At 43.7% G+C, this 19,698-nt stretch carries 15 protein-coding genes and 2 pseudogenes; 5 read left to right on the top strand and 12 right to left on the bottom strand.

What is annotated here, in order from left to right; translation table 11 throughout:
* Position 1 precedes the first annotated feature (1 nt).
* The 12 genes and pseudogenes from CGB83_RS19730 to CGB83_RS20780 form a co-directional block, all read right to left on the bottom strand.
* Complete coding sequence (locus CGB83_RS19730) at positions 2-2,212, bottom strand: RelA/SpoT family protein (RefSeq protein WP_100077376.1); 2,211 nt, start codon at positions 2,210-2,212, stop codon at positions 2-4.
* 107 nt (positions 2,213-2,319) lie between these two features.
* Positions 2,320-2,685 (bottom strand): hypothetical protein, encoded by a 366-nt coding sequence (locus tag CGB83_RS19735; RefSeq protein WP_100077377.1) that lies wholly within the window; start codon positions 2,683-2,685, stop codon positions 2,320-2,322.
* Between the two features lie 339 nt (positions 2,686-3,024).
* Positions 3,025-4,935 carry an acetate--CoA ligase gene (gene acs / locus CGB83_RS19740; RefSeq protein ID WP_100077378.1) on the bottom strand — a complete coding sequence of 637 codons (1,911 nt, stop codon included), beginning with the start codon at positions 4,933-4,935 and terminating at the stop codon, positions 3,025-3,027.
* A gap of 44 nt (positions 4,936-4,979) precedes the next feature.
* Entirely contained in the window at positions 4,980-6,869 is a 1,890-nt protein-coding gene (locus CGB83_RS19745; protein WP_100077379.1) for an AMP-binding protein, read from the bottom strand.
* A 103-nt stretch (positions 6,870-6,972) separates the two neighbouring features.
* Positions 6,973-7,338 (bottom strand): response regulator transcription factor, encoded by a 366-nt coding sequence (locus CGB83_RS19750; protein WP_100077380.1) that lies wholly within the window; start codon positions 7,336-7,338, stop codon positions 6,973-6,975.
* Positions 7,335-10,037, bottom strand: coding sequence for an ATP-binding protein (locus tag CGB83_RS19755; RefSeq protein WP_100077381.1), 2,703 nt, complete (start codon positions 10,035-10,037; stop codon positions 7,335-7,337). The genes CGB83_RS19750 and CGB83_RS19755 overlap by 4 nt, the downstream gene beginning before the upstream one ends.
* A complete protein-coding gene (locus tag CGB83_RS19760; RefSeq protein WP_100077382.1) occupies positions 10,030-10,221 on the bottom strand; it encodes a hypothetical protein in 192 nt (63 codons plus the stop codon). Before CGB83_RS19760 ends, CGB83_RS19755 begins: the two co-directional genes overlap by 8 nt.
* A 91-nt stretch (positions 10,222-10,312) precedes the next feature.
* Positions 10,313-10,540, bottom strand: coding sequence for a DUF6814 family protein (locus CGB83_RS19765; protein ID WP_100077383.1), 228 nt, complete (start codon positions 10,538-10,540; stop codon positions 10,313-10,315).
* Between the two features lie 43 nt (positions 10,541-10,583).
* Entirely contained in the window at positions 10,584-12,164 is a 1,581-nt protein-coding gene (locus CGB83_RS19770) for an MFS transporter (RefSeq protein WP_100077384.1), read from the bottom strand.
* Between the two features lie 48 nt (positions 12,165-12,212).
* Positions 12,213-13,592, bottom strand: coding sequence for a porin (locus CGB83_RS19775; RefSeq protein WP_100077385.1), 1,380 nt, complete (start codon positions 13,590-13,592; stop codon positions 12,213-12,215).
* A 446-nt stretch (positions 13,593-14,038) separates the two neighbouring features.
* A pseudogene (locus tag CGB83_RS20775) lies at positions 14,039-14,137 on the bottom strand (helix-turn-helix domain-containing protein); the annotation flags it as partial.
* Between the two features lie 54 nt (positions 14,138-14,191).
* Positions 14,192-14,284 (bottom strand): annotated as a pseudogene (locus tag CGB83_RS20780) (transposase-like zinc-binding domain-containing protein); the annotation flags it as partial.
* 161 nt (positions 14,285-14,445) lie between these two features.
* Between CGB83_RS20780 and CGB83_RS19785 the strand changes: the two are divergent.
* The 5 genes from CGB83_RS19785 to CGB83_RS19805 all read left to right on the top strand — a co-directional run bounded on the left by CGB83_RS19785 (position 14,446) and on the right by CGB83_RS19805 (position 19,625).
* Positions 14,446-15,042, top strand: a complete 597-nt coding sequence (locus CGB83_RS19785) for a GNAT family N-acetyltransferase (protein WP_157761473.1) — start codon at positions 14,446-14,448, stop codon at positions 15,040-15,042.
* Positions 15,014-16,210: an argininosuccinate synthase gene (argG, locus tag CGB83_RS19790; RefSeq protein WP_100077387.1), complete on the top strand. Its 1,197-nt coding sequence runs from the start codon at positions 15,014-15,016 to the stop codon at positions 16,208-16,210. The genes CGB83_RS19785 and argG overlap by 29 nt, the downstream gene beginning before the upstream one ends.
* Before the next feature lie 79 nt (positions 16,211-16,289).
* Positions 16,290-17,252, top strand: a complete 963-nt coding sequence (argC, locus tag CGB83_RS19795; RefSeq protein WP_100077388.1) for an N-acetyl-gamma-glutamyl-phosphate reductase — start codon at positions 16,290-16,292, stop codon at positions 17,250-17,252.
* 88 nt (positions 17,253-17,340) lie between these two features.
* Positions 17,341-18,510, top strand: a complete 1,170-nt coding sequence (locus CGB83_RS19800) for an aspartate aminotransferase family protein (protein WP_100077389.1) — start codon at positions 17,341-17,343, stop codon at positions 18,508-18,510.
* Between the two features lie 155 nt (positions 18,511-18,665).
* The gene (locus CGB83_RS19805) at positions 18,666-19,625 is read left to right on the top strand and encodes an N-acetylornithine carbamoyltransferase (RefSeq protein ID WP_100077390.1); all 960 of its coding nucleotides are present in this window, start codon (positions 18,666-18,668) and stop codon (positions 19,623-19,625) included.
* The last annotated feature ends 73 nt before the right edge of the window (positions 19,626-19,698 follow it).

Consider the following 19,698-nt stretch of genomic DNA (forward strand, 5'->3'; position numbering starts at 1 on the left):
ATTATGATTGAAGTCTTCTTACCCTTGAAACGCCGTTGATATCTTTCAGCTTTTTAAAGGTTTGTTCCAGCTGGCTTTTGTTTTTTACTTCCAGGTTAATGCTTCCGGTAAAGACTCCGTCATTGGATTCAATAGACATGCTCTTCATATCCATTCCCATGGAACCGCTGATTACCGTAGTAATGTCATTGATCATTCCCATACGGTCCAATCCTTCAATTTCGATTTTAACCCTGTTTTTAAAGCTTTCCTCATTCACCCATTTAGCGGGGATGACACGGTAATCATATTGTGCACGGAGATTGATGGCATTAGGGCAGTTGTCGCTGTGCACCTTAATCCCTTCGGAAATGGTAATGAAGCCGAAGATTTTATCACCCGGGATGACTGTACAGCATTTGGCATACGTATAATTCAGCTTTTCTTCATCCTTCCCGAAAACAATCATATCGAGGTTCTGCTGTTTAGGCTCTTCGATATGCTGTGCCTTAGCCGGTGATTTCCTGAACCTTGAAAGCAGGTTGTTAAATACATTCTTGCTTTCAATATACTTTCGCAGGCTGCTGGCATCCAGTTCGTTGCTCTGGAATTTTAAAAACAGCTCCTGAGACGTTTTCAGGTTGAAGAATTTCTGCAGTTTATTGACCTCTTCATCATTAAAGTTGATCTTGGCATGGCGGAGTTTTCGTTGCAGGATCTCTTTTCCGTCATCGACCAACTGGTTTTTCTGGGAATTTAAGTAGCTTTTGATTTTGGACTTCGCTTTTGAAGTCACTACAAATTCCAGCCAGTCGGATTTTGGCTTCTGGTTCTGCGAAGAAAGGATTTCCACCTGGTCTCCGTTCTGCAATTTATAGGAAATAGGAACCAGTTTGCCGTTGATTTTGGCACCCAGGCATTTCATGCCCAGGTCTGAATGCACGGAAAAGGCAAAATCCAGCGCAGTGGCATTCGTAGGAAGGATCTTGATTTCCCCTTTTGGAGTAAAGACAAAGACCTCTTTGGAGTACAGGTTAAGTTTGATATTATCCAGAAGCTCAGAGGTCGTCAGGTTCTGCTGCTGTTCAAGCACTTCCCGGATCTCCGTGACCCATTTCTCAAAATTACGGTCTTCCGAACTTTGCTTATAGCCTTCTTTATATTTGTAATGGGCGGCAACGCCTTTTTCAGCAATTTCGTCCATCCTCTCGGAACGGATCTGTACTTCGATCCATTTTTTATCAGGGCCAAGTACCGTCAGATGCAGACTTTCATATCCGGTAGAGCGCGGCTGGGTAATCCAGTCCCGCATTCTGGAGGGGTTGCTGTGGTACACATCCGTTACGATAGAATAAATTTTCCATGCCAGGAACTTCTCATTTTTGGCATCTGACTTATAGATGATCCGTATTGCATAGTTATCGAATACTTCTTCAAAGGAAACCCCTTGCTTAAGCATCTTCCTGTAAATCGACGATATTGCTTTGGCACGGCCTTTTATCGTAAAATTCAGCCCTTCCTCCTTCAGTTTTTCCGAAACTTCTTTCTTGAATTCCTCAATATACCGTTCACGGTTTTCCTTCGCCAGTTCCAGCTTGGAAGTAATTTCGTTATAAACTTCGGGATTATTGTATTTCAGGGAAAGATCCTCAAGTTCGGATTTGATGTTATAGAGACCGAGGCGGTGGGCCAGGGGTGCATAAATGTATACCGTTTCAGAAGCAATTTTCTTCTGCTTATCCGGAGCCATGCTTTGGAGCGTCCGCATATTATGCAGCCTGTCTGCAATTTTGATCAGGATTACCCGGAAATCTTCGGACAGCGTAAGAAGCAGCTTCCTGTAATTTTCAGACTGCACCGAAATATTCTGATGGTTCATGATGGAGATCTTGGTAAGACCGTTGACGATATCCGCAATCTTTGCCCCGAAAATCTTTTTCAGGTCATCATATGTATAATCCGAGTCTTCAATAACATCATGCAACAGAGCACATGCAATAGAGGTGGCTCCTAATCCGATTTCGGTTGCTACGATCTTGGCAACAGCAATGGGATGATAGATGTAAGGTTCGCCAGTTTTTCTTCTCTGATCTTTGTGGGCATCCAGTGCAATATCAAATGCCTTCCGGATAAGTTTGTTATTTTCCTCATCCAAAGTCCGGTATGTATTCGATATCAGATCTTTATATCTGGCAAGAATTTCTTTATTTTCCTGTTCTAAGTCGTAACTCATCGGTATCAAAGCCTATATTCTAACGAAAATACGAAATTTTCCAGACTTTTCAAACAACAAAATCCCCAAGATCACTTACGGATTACAGGATGAGTCAAACAATAATTTTAAAATTTCACTTCAGAATCCATTCCGTGGCTGGTTCCTTTGATCTTAATATCAGGACTGTTATGGATCTCAGCTTTATTCCTGGCATCAATATATCCCTTAATGGTATGGTAATGAGCCTGTTCTATATTCATGTTTTCGAAAGTATAGGTCTTGATCGCTTCATTACGGCTGAAAATGTATTTGGCATTTTCGGCCTGCTCCAGGTCCTGTACTGCAACACTGGCCATATATTGCGACTGCATATGCTGGTCGTCAAGGTAAACGATATAATCTGAACTTCCGAATCCTGAATCTTCAAGGTCTGACTCAAGTTTTTTGTAATCGCTGTTGGGTGCAAATAACCCGGCTACTATATTAGACATCACTAAAGATTTAATAATTTCTACTTAAAGGTACAAAATTATTCATTTTATTTTTGTGTATTTTCAATAATTAACGGTATTAATTGTAATTTCTATGTAATATAACGGTGATGTTTGATGGAATCTATTAAACTATAGTTTAATGATTGTGGATTTAATTTCAAAATTTGTCTTTTGCTACATCTGTTCTGATACCTGACGAAACGTTACACCCAAAACATACCGGGAATCTATTCCTCATGATACTATTTCATCATATTAAAAAGTACATTGTGCGGCCATGCGGCAAGTAGTTCCTGAAAACTATTCTAATAAAAAACGGGCCTGAGCCCGTTTTTACTAATCAATTCTTTCATTTTTAATTTCTTCCACAATCTCAGGATTCAGAAGGGTAGTGATATCCCCGAAATTGCTGAAATCACCTTCCGCAATTTTCCGTAAAATCCGGCGCATGATCTTTCCGGAACGTGTTTTTGGAAGCCCGGATACAAACTGGATCTTATCCAGCTTGGCGATAGGCCCGATCTGTTCGGAAATAAGCTGGTTGATCTCTTTTTTAAGATTTTCTTTCTGGCGTCCTTCACCGGTTTCTTTCAGGATCACGAATCCGTACAATGCGTTTCCTTTGATATCATGAGGATAGCCTACAATGGCAGATTCTGCTACGGCCGGGTGCTCATTGATGCTGTCTTCTATCGGAGCAGTACCTAAATTGTGCCCTGAAACAATGATCACATCATCCACACGGCCCGTGATCCGGTAATACCCGACTTCATCCCGAAGAGCACCGTCGCCGGTAAAATATTTCCCGGGGAAAGCCGTGAAATAAGTCTCCTTGTAGCGCTGATGGTCACCCCAGATCGTACGTGCAATCCCCGGCCACGGAAAACGGATGCACAGGTTTCCGGTAACTTGGTTCCCCATGATTTCGTTGCGTTTGTCATCCATCAGAACAGGCTGTATTCCCGGTAGGGGAAGGGTAGCATAAGTGGGTTTGGTAGGGGTTACGAAAGGAAGCGGGGAAATCATGATTCCTCCGGTTTCCGTTTGCCACCAGGTATCGACGATCGGGCATTTTTTCTTTCCGACATGGTCATTGAACCAGTGCCATGCTTCATCATTGATCGGCTCACCTACGGAACCAATGACTTTCAGTGTACTGAGATCGTGTTTATCCACCCATTCCGAGCTTTCCTTCGCAAGGGAACGGATGGCAGTAGGGGCGGTATAAAACTGTGTTACTCTATGTTTTTCGATGACTTCCCAGAAACGGTCAGGTTCAGGATAGGTAGGAACCCCTTCGAAAATAACGGTGGTTGCCCCGTTCAGCAACGGCCCGTACAGGATATAAGAGTGACCTGTGATCCATCCGATATCTGCCGTACACCAGTAGATGTCATTTTCTTTATAATTGAATACATTCTTGAAGGTATATGCCGTATACACCATATATCCGGCACAGGTATGGAGCATGCCTTTCGGTTTTCCGGTGGAGCCGGACGTATACAGGATGAATAACGGATCTTCCGCATCCATGATCACGGTAACGAAGTCAGGGGAGGCTTTTTCGTACAGGTCTTCCATCCAGAAATCCCTGCCTTCTTTCATTTTAACGTCGTTATTTGTTCGTCTGACTACGAGAAGTTTTTCTACAGTCGGTGTTTTTTCAAGGGCTTCATCCACAATGCTTTTCAGGTCCAGCACTTTGTTGCCTCTGTAACTTCCGTCTGAGGTGATGACCATTTTAGCGCCGCAGTCATTCACTCTGGAAGAAACAGCAGAGGCGGAAAAGCCGGCAAAAATGACTGAATGCACGGCACCCAGTTTTGCGCAGGCCAGCATGGTTATCGCAAGTTCAGGGATCATCGGAAGGTAGATGCAGACCCTGTCGCCTTTCTCAATGCCCATATCCCGTAGCACATTGGCTGTTTTATTCACTCTTGTATATAATTCATTATAAGTGATGTGCTGTGCTTCTTCTTTCGGGTCATTGGGCTCCCAGATAATGGCCGTTTTTTCTCCGCGTACGGAAAGATGACGGTCCAGGCAGTTTTTGGTGATATTCAGTTTAGCGCCTTTAAACCACGTGATTTTAGCCTCGTTCATATCATATTTCACTACCTTACTCCACCGCTGGTACCAGACAAAGTTCTGATCGGCAATTTTATCCCAGAATTTTTTAGGGTTTTTAATGGATTTCTTATATTCTTCAAAGTAATGCGGTAAATCTTCTATCAGGTAATTTCTCATATCCCGTTTGTTTTTTTGAATGTTTGTTATGTATATATAATTTATTATCTGTTTCTGTATAACTGAATTTTTTCCTGGATTTCCTCAATGATTTTTTCATCATCGATGGTGGATGGAACCTGGAAGCCCTTTCCATCAAGCAATGTACGGATCAGTTTCCTCAGGATTTTCCCGGAGCGCGTTTTAGGGAGCCTTTTAACGGTCATTACATTTTTAAGGCAGGCCACTGCTCCGATTTTTTCCCGGACCATCTGCACAATATTTTTTTCCAAAGCTTCCTCCGTAACCATGGAACCGTTTTTCACCACAACGGCAGCAAAAGGAATCTGCCCTTTCAGTTCATCATCAATGCCTACGACAGCACATTCAGCAACCTCGGGATGGGATGAGACTATTTCCTCCATTTCCGAGGTAGACAGCCGGTGCCCCGCCACATTGATCACATCGTCCACTCTTCCGGTAATGAAGATATAGCCGTCTTCATCCCTGATCGCTCCATCCCCGGAGAAATAATAACCTTTATATTGAGACAGATAGCTGTTGATAAAGCGTTCATGGTCATTCCAGATCCCGAGCAATGCGCCCGGCGGAAGGGGGAGTCTGATGACGAGGTACCCTTCATGATGGGCATCCAGTTCATATCCGTTTTCATCAAATATTTTGATGTCGTATCCCGGGATGGGTTTTCCGGCAGAAGCTCTTTTGATCGTGTATTGGTCATCAGAAGTCATCAGCCCAAGCATAGGCCAGCCGGATTCTGTCTGCCACCAGTGGTCAATGGCAGGAACTCCGATATGTTTTTCAAACCAGTCCAGAGTTGCCACATCGCAACGCTCACCGGCCAGGAACTGTTTCCTGAAATGGCTCAGATCATATTTTTTTACCAGCTCGCCATCCGGATCTTCTTTTTTAATGGCACGGATCGCCGTAGGTGCAGTAAACATGACGGAAACTCTGTAGTCCGAAATAATACTCCAGAAAGTGCCTGCATCAGGCGTCATGACAGGTTTTCCTTCAAAAACAACCGTGGTATTGCGGTTGATCAGAGGACCGTAGACAGAAAAGCTGTGTCCAACCGCCCATCCGAAATCCGAAGCAGCCCAATAAATTTCTCCCGGTTCAGCCCCATAGATATATTTCATGGAAAGCTTCAGGGCTGTCGCATAGCCGCCGGTATCGCGGACAATGCCTTTCGGTTTTCCGGTCGTTCCTGAAGTGTACAGCAGATAGAGCGGGTGAGTGGATTCCACCGCAATACAGCCTGCCGGCTCCGACTGCCAGACGAGTTCTTCGTAATCCATGATTCCATCAAACATTTCATGGGTATTATCGGTAAGTTTCCTGTTATATACAATAATATGTTCCACTTTATCCTGTGCCAGTTCAATGGCTTTTTCCACCAACGGTAAGTAAGGGATCCTTCTGAAGATTTCGATACCTGCGGTGGCGGTAATAAGTGCTTTGGGCTTACAGTCGTCAATCCGTACGACCAGTTCATGAGGTGCAAAGCCTCCGAAAACCACATTATGGATCACGCCAATCCGCGCACAGGCCAGCATCGCAAAAAGCGTCTGCGGAATCATGGGCATGTAGATAACTACGGTATCACCTTTCTGTAAACCAAGAGAAATGAGGCCGCCGGCTAATTTTGAAATTTCTTCTTTAGCCTGGCTGAACGTGTATGTTTTCTTCTGGCCGGTCACCGGGGAATCATAGATAACGGCCACCTGATCGCCAAAACCATCTTCGATGTGCTGATCAATACAGAGGTGGCATATATTCAGTTCACCATCAGCAAACCACTGCGGATATCCGTTGTCGTCTTCAGACAGAATCTTTTCCGGAAATTTCGTCCATCGGATCTGCCCGGCCTGCTCCTTCCAGAATTCCTCTTTGTGTTCTATGCTTTCTTTAAACAAATCTTCCATATCCATATTGATTTTGTGTTTCAGGTGTCTTTCGGTATGATTAATTTTCAGATGACCCGCAAACGAAATAGTAAAATTTCATTTCCAAATATCTATCTTTCATTACTCATCATCTATTATTCATTTCCTCAATCCGCTGCATAAGCCGCTTAATCGAGTACGGTTTTGTCACATAGGCATCAGCGCCCATTTCAAGGCCTTTTTCGATATCTTTAGGATTGTTCTTCGCACTTAGGAAAATCACGTTTGTATCTTTCAGGCGTTCATCGTGGCGTATCATTTCCAGGGTACTGTATCCATCCAGGTTTGGCATCATAATATCAAGGAGGATGACGTCAGGAACCATGGTTTTAAGGAAATCCAGGACTTCCGTACCGTCCCGGGCGATATAGACATCATAACCGTTCTTTTTAAAACTGTATTCCAGTGACATTAATATTTTGTGTTCATCATCTGCAATAATGATCTTTTTCATAGGGCTTTCTTATCGTTCAACTTCATGTTTTTGTGTCGGTGCGGGAGGTGTATGATGAATGTCACACCCAGCCCGCTGTTCTCTGCCCTGATCGTTCCGCCATGGTTCTGGATGATCTTCCGGCAGATGGCCAGTCCGAGGCCGCTTCCGGCCTGTTTTAAAATATTCTGGTTTTTAGACTGATAAAATTTGTCGAAAATCAGTTCCAGATCTTCTTCCGGAATATGTTTTCCTGTATTGAACACGCTTATCATCAGCTCCTGTTCACGGATGAAAAACTTGGTCTGTATGGTACCTTGTTCACCGGTAAACTTTAAAGCATTGCCCAAAATATTCTGAAACAGCTGGATCAGCCTGGCTTCATCATATTCAAAGATAAAATGATTTAAGAGATTGACCTCACTGATATGGATATTTTTCTGCTGGATAAGGTGCAGTAGGGGATTTAATGCTTTCTTGTATGTTTCGAGGATGTTATTTTTCCTCACATTCAGGGCAATTTCCCCATGTTCCAGTTTATCGAGGTACAGGATATCATTGATGATTTCGTTGAGCCGGTCAGATTCCGTAATGATGTTGTTTAAAAATTCCTTTTTGATGTCAGGCGGGATGTCATCATCATCGGCCAGGATTTCGCCGGCAGAACGGATGGCTGTGATCGGCGTTCTCAATTCATGGGCAACGGAATCCAGGAAATCGTCTTTCTGCCGGTCTTTAACGATCAGGTTTTCATTGGCATTTTGAAGGTCATCGGACAGTTTCTTCAGCTCCTGTGATTGTTCTGTCAGTTTTTTGTTTAAAATAATATTCTCCTTGGATTCTTCCAGGATATTCAGTACTTCTTTGAGAGAAATTTTGTCTTCCTTGGTCACGCCTTCAATAAGGATTTTGGCTGACGCTGTCCCGATTCTTCCTGCCAAAAGGTTTTCTGAAAATTTAATAAACCTGGAATCAGCCGTTTCTGCTTCCGAATCGATATTGTACTTCAGGTTAAAGATGCGCATGGCCTGTTCGGTTTTCTTCTGGCCTAAAAAACGGACGAGAATATTCCGGATATCCGATACATAGGCTGTTCCACGCCAGATAAATGCATTCTCATGATTCTGGATGTATTGATCAATGTCTACATACAGTTCTGCGAAATTGCGTTCCCGGTAATTGCCTTTCATGCTTACGGATATCATGGCAAAAAGTCCGGCATTTAACAGCAAGGACCAGAAAAAAACCTCCGGAATCCTTCCGAGATAAGGGATGTCGAAAAAGCTGAAAGCATCATACATACTTCTCAAAACACCTTTGAATTCCTGATTGTAAGAAAAATAATATTGGGGAATGATCAGTCCGAAATAGCAGATGACCAATCCGGCCACCAGTCCGGTAAGTACGCCTCTGTAGCTTCCGCGCCTCCAGAAAATAGCGCCGAAATAGCCGGGTGCCAATTGGGCAATGATCACAAATGAAATCAGCCCGACGGAATCCAGTGAGGTTTTGAGAATAAAATATTTATAAAAGGCAAAAGCCATGATCACAAGTCCGAAGATGCTGAATTTCCTGATGCGGGTGATGATCCGGGTATTATTCGCCTCATTTTCTGCCTTGAACTTTCCCAACAGCCCGTACGGAATAATCATATTGTTGGAAAGCATAATGGATAGTGTGATAGATGAAATAATGATCATGGAAATACTGGAGCTTAATCCGCCCAGGAATACTAAGACTGTGACCACTGTATTGTTAAAATACTGCGGGATAAGGATGGAATAAAACTCAGGATTGACATTCTGCCCGTTAAAGATCAGTCTTCCTCCCCAGGCAATCGGGAAGATAAAAAGCGTAAATACCAGCAGGTACAGCGGGAAAAACCAGAGTGCGGTTTTGATATGTTTTTCCTGCCTGTTTTCAATGATCGCCGTGTGGAACTGCCTTGGCAAAATACAGATGGCTGTACCGGAGATCATGCACAGTACCATCCAGTTCAGGGCACCTTCAACTCCGTTAAGGGTATTTTTAGCTTTAAAATCACTGAATCGGCTGGCTTTCTCATAAATATCTGAAAACCCGTCAAACACAAAATAGATGACGAACAGCCCGAGGATGATGATGAAAAATAATTTCAGAAAGCTCTCCAGGGCAATAGCTGATATGATTCCCAGGCGCTTTTCTGAAGCATCTACATACCGCGTTCCGTAATATGAAGAAAATACGGCGATCAGCACAACTACAAAAGTGGCGCTGTCCGTGAGTATATTTTTTGATACAGGGGTTTCGGTTACCAGATGAAACGTTTCGGAAATGGCTTTGATCTGCAATCCTATATAAGGAATGATCGCAAAAAGGCATACCATTGTGATAATGGCGCTTAAGCTTCTGCTGTTGCCATACCGGAGGGAAATGAAATCAGCCAGGCTGCTGATCTTGTTGATTCTGGAAATCCTGACGATCCGCGTGTTGATATAAATCCATGCCGGAATAACAATAACAGGCCCGATGTATATGGTCAGATAGCTGAGTCCGCTGGTCGCCGCAACGCCAATGCTTCCGTAATAAGTCCAGGCGGTACAGTATACCGCGAGGGAAAGCGCATAAATGTACGGATTATTGATCCAGAGCTTACTTTTCTTCTTTTCTGCCAGGTAGGCTACCAAGAACAGAAGCGCCAGATACACCAATACGACGGAGATCAGTGCGAAACTACTCATATTTTTTCACGATTACAAAAGCCGTGATAATGGAAACCATCCATACGGCAAAAAAATACACCAGCAGCATAGGGTAGCCCAGGACTTCCTGCTCACTGTTGAAAAGTAAAGAGACAGGAATGCTGAAAGCGACCATCAGTCCGATGCTCAGTAAAATCAGTTTCTGTTCATGTCTCTTTTTCATAGGGGATTATTGATTATTGATGAATGATGATTGATAATCGTGAGCTATTTTTAACCCATCAATGATCAATCATCATTAATCATTTATAAATTTACTCCTTTTCGTCAGAATACTCTCCGGTCAGGGCATAGTATCCGAAAATTGCCATTCCGCCCGATATAATCGGCATCAGTACGAAAAGGATGATGATCCCGAAAACCAAGTCTTCCTGCTTTCCTGAACTGATCTTAGGAATGCCTAACACGGTAATGCCGAAATATCCGACCACCAGCGCAATGCCGATCCATACTAAACCTAATATTTTTTTGATTCCGTTCATTGTAATACATTTAAAATTAATAAAAATTTGATTGAAATCACGGCTATTCGTGAATATTGTTGTTTTTATTTTTCAGGTAAAAGACGCCTATCACCAGGCAGACCGTCGCAACACCCATCGGATACCAGAGACCTTCAAGGTACCAGCTGGAATGTCCCGCTTCTTTTCCTGTCGTTACCAGATATGTTGCCACAGCAGGAAGCAGTCCGCCGAATACGCCGTTTCCGATGTGGTATGGCAAAGACATGGAAGTATAGCGGATCCTTACCGGGAACATCTCAACCAGGAAAGCTGCAATCGGTCCATAGACCATCGTTACAAAGATCACCTGGATGAATACCAGGAAGATCAGGTACCATTTCGTATCAGGGTTCAGCCTTACCGACTGGGTGACTTTAGGTTCCTCAGCTTTGCCGTCTTTCATGACAGGTCCGGCCGGAGACCAATGGGAAATGCTGTCTTTTTTAATCAGGGTGCCGTCAGTGTACAGGGTTTCCTTGTGAAAAGTAATCAGGCTGTCAGTGGTGATCTTGTCATGTACCTTTACCGTCCTGCTTTCCGTAATACCGTTGCTCTCTACCGTTTTATTTTCAACATTTACACTTTTGTACATGGCATCGTAGATCGGGCGGTAAGCTAAAATGGCAACCAGCATTCCGGTCATCATCACGGCCTTTCTGCCGATTTTATCCGAAAGCCATCCGAAGAATACAAAAAACGGGGTTCCCATCAGCAAAGCAATGGCCATCAGGGAATCCACCTGTGCAGATTCTACGTTCATTACTTTCTGGAGGAAGCTCATCGCATAGAATTGGCCGGTATACCAGATTACCCCTTGTCCCATGGCTGCTCCGAACAGGGCCAGCAGGACAAATTTGAAATTGAATTTATTACCGAAACTCTCTTTTAACGGGTTCTTGGAGGTTTTTCCTTCGCTTTTAGCCTTTGCAAAAAGTGGGGATTCCTTCATGTTCTTCCTGATGATATAGGAAACGCCCACCATCAGGATAGAAATCCAGAACGGAATCCTCCAGCCCCAGCCGTCGAACTCTTCCGCAGAAAGCGTGGTTTTAGTGATCAGAATCACAATGAGGGAAATGAAAAGCCCTGCGGTAGCGGTGGTCTGGATCCAAGATGTCCAGTAACCGCGCCGGTGAGGCTGTGCATATTCCGCCACATAGGTAGCGGCACCGCCGTATTCGCCTCCCAAGGCCAGTCCCTGGAGCAATCTCAGGATCAGGACCAGGACAGGAGCCAGAAAGCCGATAGTTTCATAACTCGGGATGCATCCGATGAGAAAGGTAGAGAATCCCATGATCAGTAAGGTTACCAAAAAGGTATACTTTCTTCCGATAAGGTCGCCCAGACGTCCGAAAAATAAGGCTCCAAACGGCCGTACCACAAATCCGGCTGCAAAAGTGGCCAGGGTGGATAAAAATGCGGCGGTAGGGTTGTCTGACGGGAAGAATTTGGTAGCCAGAACCACAGCCAGGCTCCCGAAGATATAAAAGTCATACCATTCGATCAGTGTGCCGAGTGACGAGGCGGTGATAACGCTCCAGATGGTGCGGTTCTTCTGCTTCTCGGTCATATTTTCGTAGCTTTCATAGTGCTTTTCGCTCATAGTGCTTGATTTTGTTTAGTTAATAAATAATAGGATGATCCTGCAATATTATAGGTAGATCTGAAACTGGACAATAAATTCCCCTTTGGAAGTAGGGTTTTCCGTTGGGCTGGTATACACCGGCCGTGTTGAATACTGTGTGGTGATTTTCGCGTGGTGTCCGTCGATGAACCAGTTGGCTCCGACATCAAACTGAGAAGAAGATTTGGTAAAAGCTTCAAAATTCTTGTGGGTAAATGCTGCGAAAGGCTGAATCCTGATTTTAGGTTTTTCTGCCTGGCTCGGTAACAGCAAACCAGCCTGTGCGTAGATAATATTTCCTGTCCCGATCGTCGGCTGAAGGTTTCCGGGGCCCGCTATGGCCCGGTTCCCTACAAAATTAGGATCGGAAGACGCAATATTCATGGTTCCTAGATTCCGGATGTAATTCGGTCCGAACTGATAATTGTAGTATCCGGCATAAGCGGAAACTGCCATTTTGTTCTTGGCATTCCCTAATGGGATATCGGCAAAGGCGTCTACTGCCACAAGGGTGATGTCGTGCTTTTCAATATTGGAATTTACAGAAGTCCGGGTTCCGTCCGCCTGATGATAGAATCCGGCACCCAGATTAAACACTTTTTTAGTTCCGAGATAAGACCCGACTTTAAACGGCAGTGTGTTGGATTCTTCATCCAGGAACTGGTACTCTACATAACCCGCTTTTGAAAAACTTGGGTTGCCATTGTTATCAACGGCAACCGCTCTGGCAGGATCTGTTGCATTGGCCGGAGCAAGGTCTGTTGCAAAAGGTTTATTCAGGCTGAAGCGGTATTCCAGTTTTCCGTATTTTCCTTTGGCGAAAAAACCTAACTGCCTGGCGAACTGGTCCGAGCTGTCAATCAACGGCCAGCTGAAAACCGGTGAGTCCAGGGTTAGGAAATTAAGCGTAGATGCCATGGTCATCCGGGAAAGTCCCATGTAATAATGCAGTCCTGCTCCTAAAGATAAACTGAATTTCTCTGCTTCTCCAGGCATGACAACGGCATATTCATTCCAGGCATCATGAAAAAACAGCTGGGTCTTTTTCCCGTTTCCGTTTCCACCGGTTCCTGTGGTTCCCGGTGCTCCACCATTAATAAAGGTTTGGTTATTGATCCCGAAATGCAGGAGAATCATGTATCTTTTTGAAATCTGTGCGTACGCGAGCGCCCTCAATCTGCGGTTTCCTACATTCCAGGAATTGTCCGTAGGTTCGCCGCCAACCATGCTTCCGGGATTCATTTCGGTATTTCTCAGCCAGAACTGGTCCCATAAAATAAACCGGACGTATTTATCTCCCTGCTGATTCAGGTTGAGTTTCAGTCCGCTGCCATAATCAGGAGAACCTTGTGCATATAGGGAACTGCTGATTACAGCCAATCCTATGCAAATGAGTATTTTCTTCATAAATTACTATTATTTGGCATTGTTTTTTGTGAAAGCCAAATTGTAATTAATAATTTAGTTACGAAAATTCAGTATATATTAATGGTAAGAGTATAGGTGGATCATGAGTAATGAGTAATGGGTAATATGTTATGAGTAATGATGAATTTTATATTTTAAACTTTATATAGTAGTACAGGCAGCAAACAATTATTGTAATTATAACTGTAACAATATTAATCATCAATCATCAATTATTATTTATTACTCATTACCCATTACTCATAGCCCATTGCTCATTTTTTAAATCTTTCCCACTTGATCAGCATATACTTATCAGCAAACTGCGTAATGATCAGTCCCGCATTGTGAAGGTTTTCTTCTTTGGAAATGTATTCTGTGAGCTCATTCTGTTTCAGGATTTTATAGACCGGATGGAATTCGGAATGAGGCGGCCTGGTGATATTGTATTTCCTGATCCAGGCACTGATCGTGACATGGGAAACCCCGAGGATGCGTTCTATTTCCCGGTAACTTAGGCCTTCCAGGTACAGTTGCAGTGCTTTGGTTACGTAGTAATCGTCAATCTGTTTTCCAAGCTTTCTGACCGTAAAATAATACCTGCAATTTTTGCAGTGGAACCGTTGTTTATCGTTGATAATACCGCTTTTTACGGTATTGCTGCTTTCACATTTCGGGCATTTATTTTCCATAGCCTATACCTTTTTAGCAAATATATAATAATCTAGCAATATATTAATTTAGTGTAAAGATAAATTAACTTTTTAATAATATTTTAAGCTAAAAATTATCTTTATAATTTGTTTTTTAAAGTAATTATATATTAAATTTGTCGGAAAATTCAGATAAATAAATGGAAATAGAAATTTCCTCATGCAAGCATCTGGTGTATGTGTATGAAATACAGCAGGAAATGTATGATTCTGCGCAGCGGAGAGGGACAGGAATTGCTAAACGTTCCCTGGAATATTTGAGCAAGAAGATTTCGGAAGGCAATGCCGTGGTCGCTACCCGGAATGGGAAGTGGGCAGGATTCTGTTATATAGAAACCTGGTCCCACGGACAGTTTGTTGCCAATTCCGGCCTGATTGTCTCTCCTGAGTTCAGGAACGGCGGTGTGGCGACCTTAATCAAGAGAAGGGTATTCAAGCTGTCCCGCGAAAAATATCCTGATGCAAAAATATTCGGGCTTACTACAGGGCTTGCCGTGATGAAGATCAACAGTGAGCTGGGCTATAAGCCGGTCATCTACTCTGAGCTGACCCAGGATGAAGACTTCTGGAATGGTTGCAAAAGCTGTGTGAACTATGATATTTTAATGAAAAAGGAGCGTAAAAACTGCCTGTGTACAGCCATGTTGTTTGTTCCGGAAATATATACAAAGAAAGCTGCTGAAAAAATTCAGCCCAAAAACGAATATAATGAAGAAAAAAGTCGTCTTAGCATTTAGCGGAGGGTTAGATACCTCGTATTGCGCCAAATATCTCAGCGAAACTCTGGGGTATGATGTGTATGCCGTTACCGTGAATACCGGAGGTTTTTCCAGAGAAGAGGAAAAGGAACTGGAACAGAAAGCCCTTAATTTAGGGGTAAGGCAGTACAGGTGCATTGATGCTCAGGAGGATTACTATCATTCATGCGTAAAATACCTGATTTTCGGAAATGTTCTGAAAAATAATACCTATCCGCTTTCCGTAAGTGCAGAACGGACCATCCAGGCACAGAAAATTGCGGAATATGCCATTGAAACCGGAGCTGATGCCATCGCTCACGGAAGCACTGGCGCCGGCAATGATCAGGTCCGCTTCGATCTGATCTTTCAGGTGATGTGTCCCGATGTGGAAATCATTACGCCGATCCGTGATATGGCCTTGTCCCGGGAAGAGGAAATTGAATTTTTGAAAGGACATGGTTATGAGACGGAATTTGCAAAAGCGCAGTACTCTGTCAACAAAGGGCTTTGGGGGACTTCTGTAGGCGGTAAGGAAACACTGACTTCCAGGAATTATCTTCCGGAAGAGGCTTTTCCTTCGCAAATTATCCGGACAGAACCTTCGGAAATGGACATTGAGTTTAAGAACGGAGAGATTACAGCGGTTAACGGGCAGGACTTCGAACATCCCGTATATGCGATCCAGGCCATCGAAAAACTGGCTTCGGCATATGGCATCGGAAGGGATATTCATGTAGGGGATACCATTGTCGGGATCAAAGGAAGGGTAGGCTTTGAAGCGGCTGCGGCTGCGGTTATTATTAAAGCACATCATTTATTGGAAAAGCATACGCTTTCCAAATACCAGCAGATGATGAAATCGCAATTGTCCGACTGGTATGGGAACTGGCTCCATGAGGCTCTTTTCCTGGATCCCGTGATGCGGAACATAGAATGTTTCCTGAAGGATTCCCAGAAAACAGTCAGCGGAAAAGTATTTGTAACGCTTTATCCATACCGCTTCATCCTGAACGGAATAGAGTCTGACCATGACCTGATGTCTGATCAGTTCGGAAGTTACGGAGAAGCTAACAGGGCGTGGACGGGCGATGATGTAAAAGGGTATACCAAAATACTCAGCAATTCGCTGAACATCTATCATCAGATCAATAAGACGAATCACTGATCAAAACATAGATGATGTTAAAAATTAAGTTTAAAAATACAGAATCAGATTCTGTATATAAAATAGTCATTTTAAATACATGAAAACAGCAGGAATTATAGGTGCTAACGGCTATACGGGCAGTGAGCTGATCCGCCTTCTGGCTTTTCATCCGCAGGTGTCATTGCGTTTTTTATACAGCCGTTCCCATCCCGGAACCAGAATATCCGACTTTTACCCGGATCTTATTGAAGTTTGTGATATGGAGCTGACGGATAAGCCTGAGGAGGTGGATATCCTTTTTCTGTGCCTTCCGCATAAGGAAAGCAGGAACTGGCTCAGTCAGAACCCGGTGGGAGATGAAGTGCTGATTATAGATTTGGGGAATGACTTCCGCCTCGATGCGAAATTCGGGGACAGAAATTTCATCTACGGATTACCGGAAATCAACAGAAAACATCTTGCAGGGGTTAAAAGCATTGCCAATCCGGGGTGTTTTGCCACGGCGATCCAGCTCGCGCTGCTGCCACTGGCTGCAAAAGGATTGTTAAAAGAAGTATATACCACAGGAATTACCGGTTCTACAGGTGCAGGCCAGTCTTTACAGTCAACAACGCATTTTACCTGGAGGAATGATAATATTTCTGCTTACAAAACACTGACCCATCAGCATGTGGATGAAATCGTACAGCAGCTGGACACAATTAATGACCAGAATGTACAGCTGAATTTCGTTCCGTGGAGGGGAGATTTTACCAGAGGCATTTTTACCAGTTCTACCGTAAAAACGGAAGTAGAACGTCCCTATATCGAGCAGTTGTTTAAGGAGTTTTATGAAGGGGAACCTTTTGTGAAGGTGAGCGAAAAAGCAATTGATCTCAAGCAGGTTGTCAATACCAATCGCTGTGTGGTTCATATGGAAATGAGTGGAAATGTTTTGGTGGTCCACTCAGCGATTGACAATCTGCTGAAAGGCGCTTCGGGACAGGCGGTGCAGAATATGAACATTGCCATGGGCTGGGAAGAACACCTGGGACTGAACCTGAAAGCAGCAGTATTTTAGGTGAATGTTCAATACCAAGGTGAATGGTCAGTAAGTCAATAGTGAATTGTATCATTCATCAATTATCAATCATCATTTATAACGAGACATGAATTTATTCAACGTATATCCATTATTCAACATCAATCCTGTAAAAGCCCTGGGATCATTCCTCTGGGATGATCAAGGACAACAGTACCTTGATTTTTACGGAGGGCATGCTGTGATCTCCATCGGGCATAACCATCCGTATTATCAGAATGCACTAAAAGAACAATTGGGTAAAATTTCCTTTTACTCCAATTCGGTACAGAACGGACTCCAGAATGAACTGGCTGAAAAACTGGGCCGGATATCAGGTTATGGGGACTACGGCCTCTTTCTCTGCAATTCCGGTGCGGAAGCCAATGAAAATGCACTAAAGCTTGCTTCATTTCACAATGGCAAAAGCAAAGTCCTGTATTTTTCAGGCTCTTTTCATGGAAGGACTTCAGCGGCGGTTTCCGTTACGGATAATCCTAAAATTGTTGCCCCGGTTAACTATGACGAAAGGTTTATCAGGTCTGAATGGAATAATATCGGGCAACTTGAAGAGATTTTTGAAAAAGAAGGCACTGAAATTTCATCCGTGATCATTGAAGGAATTCAGGGGGTAGGCGGAGTGATGATTCCTGATACCGCATTTTTAACCCGGATCAAAGAATTATGTGAACAAAATGATGCCGTATTGATTCTGGATGAAGTACAGTCGGGCTATGGAAGGAGCGGGCATTTCTTCGCCCATCAGGAATACGGGATTCAGCCGGATCTGATCACAACAGCAAAAGGAATGGGCAACGGTTTCCCGATCGGCGGTGTTCTGATCCACCCGAAATTCCGGGCTACCAATGGATTGCTGGGGACTACTTTCGGAGGAAACCACCTGGCCTGTGCGGCTGCCATTGCCGTCCTGGATGTGATGGAAGATGAAAGCCTGATGGAAAACGCACGCATTATGGGTAATTATATCGAAGAGGAAATCAGCATGTTACCGCATATCCGTTCCATCAGGCGCAAAGGTCTTATGATCGGAATTGAACTCGACAGGGATTGCGCGGAAGTGAGGAGCAGGCTTTTGTATGACCATCATATTTTCACAGGAAACTCCAATGATAAGGCAGTCTTAAGGATCCTTCCGGCACTCAATATCAAAAAGGAAGAAACGGATTTGTTTATCGGTGCTTTAAAAACCGTTTTGGAAGGTTTAGCCACAGAAGCCACAAAAGCATTGACGCATTAAGAACCGTTTTAAATATCAGATTAAGAGTATGCCGTGCGGCCATCTGTATTATTTGTGGAAATAACTGAACCATAAAGTTACTACAGATTTAAGGCCTCACGAGGGCCTGTATTTAAATTAAAAACTGATAGCCAAAGCTCATAAAACCTATTACAATGAAAAAATTCACGGCTGTAAGTGATGTTGACAACTTACAGGAAATTATACAAAAAGCGTTACAGATCAAAGAAAATCCCCTTTCGGAAACAGAAAAGGGAAAAGGCAAAACCATCGGGCTGGTATTTCTGAATTCCAGTTTAAGGACCCGCCTCAGCAGCCAGATTGCAGCGCAGAACCTGGGCCTGAATGTGCTGACTCTGAATGCCGCGCAGGAAGCCTGGAACCTGGAGTTTGCCGATGGAGCTGTTATGAACGGAGATACGGTGGAACACATCAAAGATGCCATTGAAGTACTGAACCAGTACTGCGATATCATTGCCGTACGTTGTTTTGCCGGAATGAAAAGCAAGGAAGATGATGTTCATGAAAGTATTTTAAGCCAGTTTGAAAAACATGCTAAAGTTCCGGTCATTTCCCTGGAATCTGCCACAAGACATCCTTTACAGAGCCTGGCAGACTGCATCACGATTACAGAAAATTGGACAGAGAACCGAAAGCCGAAAGTCGTCCTTACCTGGGCGCCGCATATCAAACCTATTGCTCAGGCGGTCGGAAATTCATTTGCAGAATGGATGCAGGAAATGGATGTGGATTTTGTCATCGCCAATCCGCAGGGCTATGATCTGGATAAGAATTTTACCAAAGACGTGAAAGTAATCAACAATCAGGAAGAAGCATTGAAAGATGCGGATTTTGTCTATGTGAAAAACTGGTCGTCATTTGATGATTATGCAGCCATGCCTGAAGTAAAGGAGAACTGGATGCTGACCAATCAAAAGCTATCCGTTACCCATAATGCGAAGGTGATGCACTGCCTTCCGGTCCGCCGGAATGTGGAATTGAGCGATGAGGTGATGGACGGAGAGAATTCCATCATTTACCAGCAGGCCAAAAACCGGATATTTTCAGCACAGGCTGTGTTTTCCGAAATTTTGGAAGGACTGGATTCCAAGTAGCATCTTTATAGATGACTTGAACTGAAGTGATCCTTGTCAAGGTTCTGAACCTTGACAAGGGTAGTAAGAGATA

Origin of the sequence: Chryseobacterium camelliae, from assembly GCF_002770595.1 — a bacterium.
Lineage (GTDB): Bacteria > Bacteroidota > Bacteroidia > Flavobacteriales > Weeksellaceae > Chryseobacterium > Chryseobacterium camelliae.

Excerpts from the sequence above, each read along its gene's own strand:
- argG (WP_100077387.1), top strand. The coding sequence starts at position 15,014 with ATGAAGAAAAAAGTCGTCTTAGCATTTAGCGGAGGGTTAGATACCTCG.
- CGB83_RS19730 (WP_100077376.1), bottom strand. The coding sequence starts at position 2,212 with ATGAGTTACGACTTAGAACAGGAAAATAAAGAAATTCTTGCCAGATAT.
- acs (WP_100077378.1), bottom strand. The coding sequence starts at position 4,935 with ATGAGAAATTACCTGATAGAAGATTTACCGCATTACTTTGAAGAATAT.
- CGB83_RS19805 (WP_100077390.1), top strand. The coding sequence starts at position 18,666 with ATGAAAAAATTCACGGCTGTAAGTGATGTTGACAACTTACAGGAAATT.
- CGB83_RS19800 (WP_100077389.1), top strand. The coding sequence starts at position 17,341 with ATGAATTTATTCAACGTATATCCATTATTCAACATCAATCCTGTAAAA.
- CGB83_RS19750 (WP_100077380.1), bottom strand. The coding sequence starts at position 7,338 with ATGAAAAAGATCATTATTGCAGATGATGAACACAAAATATTAATGTCA.
- CGB83_RS19745 (WP_100077379.1), bottom strand. The coding sequence starts at position 6,869 with ATGGATATGGAAGATTTGTTTAAAGAAAGCATAGAACACAAAGAGGAA.
- CGB83_RS19765 (WP_100077383.1), bottom strand. The coding sequence starts at position 10,540 with ATGAACGGAATCAAAAAAATATTAGGTTTAGTATGGATCGGCATTGCG.
- CGB83_RS19785 (WP_157761473.1), top strand. The coding sequence starts at position 14,446 with ATGGAAATAGAAATTTCCTCATGCAAGCATCTGGTGTATGTGTATGAA.
- CGB83_RS19775 (WP_100077385.1), bottom strand. The coding sequence starts at position 13,592 with ATGAAGAAAATACTCATTTGCATAGGATTGGCTGTAATCAGCAGTTCC.
- CGB83_RS19755 (WP_100077381.1), bottom strand. The coding sequence starts at position 10,037 with ATGAGTAGTTTCGCACTGATCTCCGTCGTATTGGTGTATCTGGCGCTT.
- argC (WP_100077388.1), top strand. The coding sequence starts at position 16,290 with ATGAAAACAGCAGGAATTATAGGTGCTAACGGCTATACGGGCAGTGAG.
- CGB83_RS19735 (WP_100077377.1), bottom strand. The coding sequence starts at position 2,685 with ATGTCTAATATAGTAGCCGGGTTATTTGCACCCAACAGCGATTACAAA.
- CGB83_RS19770 (WP_100077384.1), bottom strand. The coding sequence starts at position 12,164 with ATGAGCGAAAAGCACTATGAAAGCTACGAAAATATGACCGAGAAGCAG.
- CGB83_RS19760 (WP_100077382.1), bottom strand. The coding sequence starts at position 10,221 with ATGAAAAAGAGACATGAACAGAAACTGATTTTACTGAGCATCGGACTG.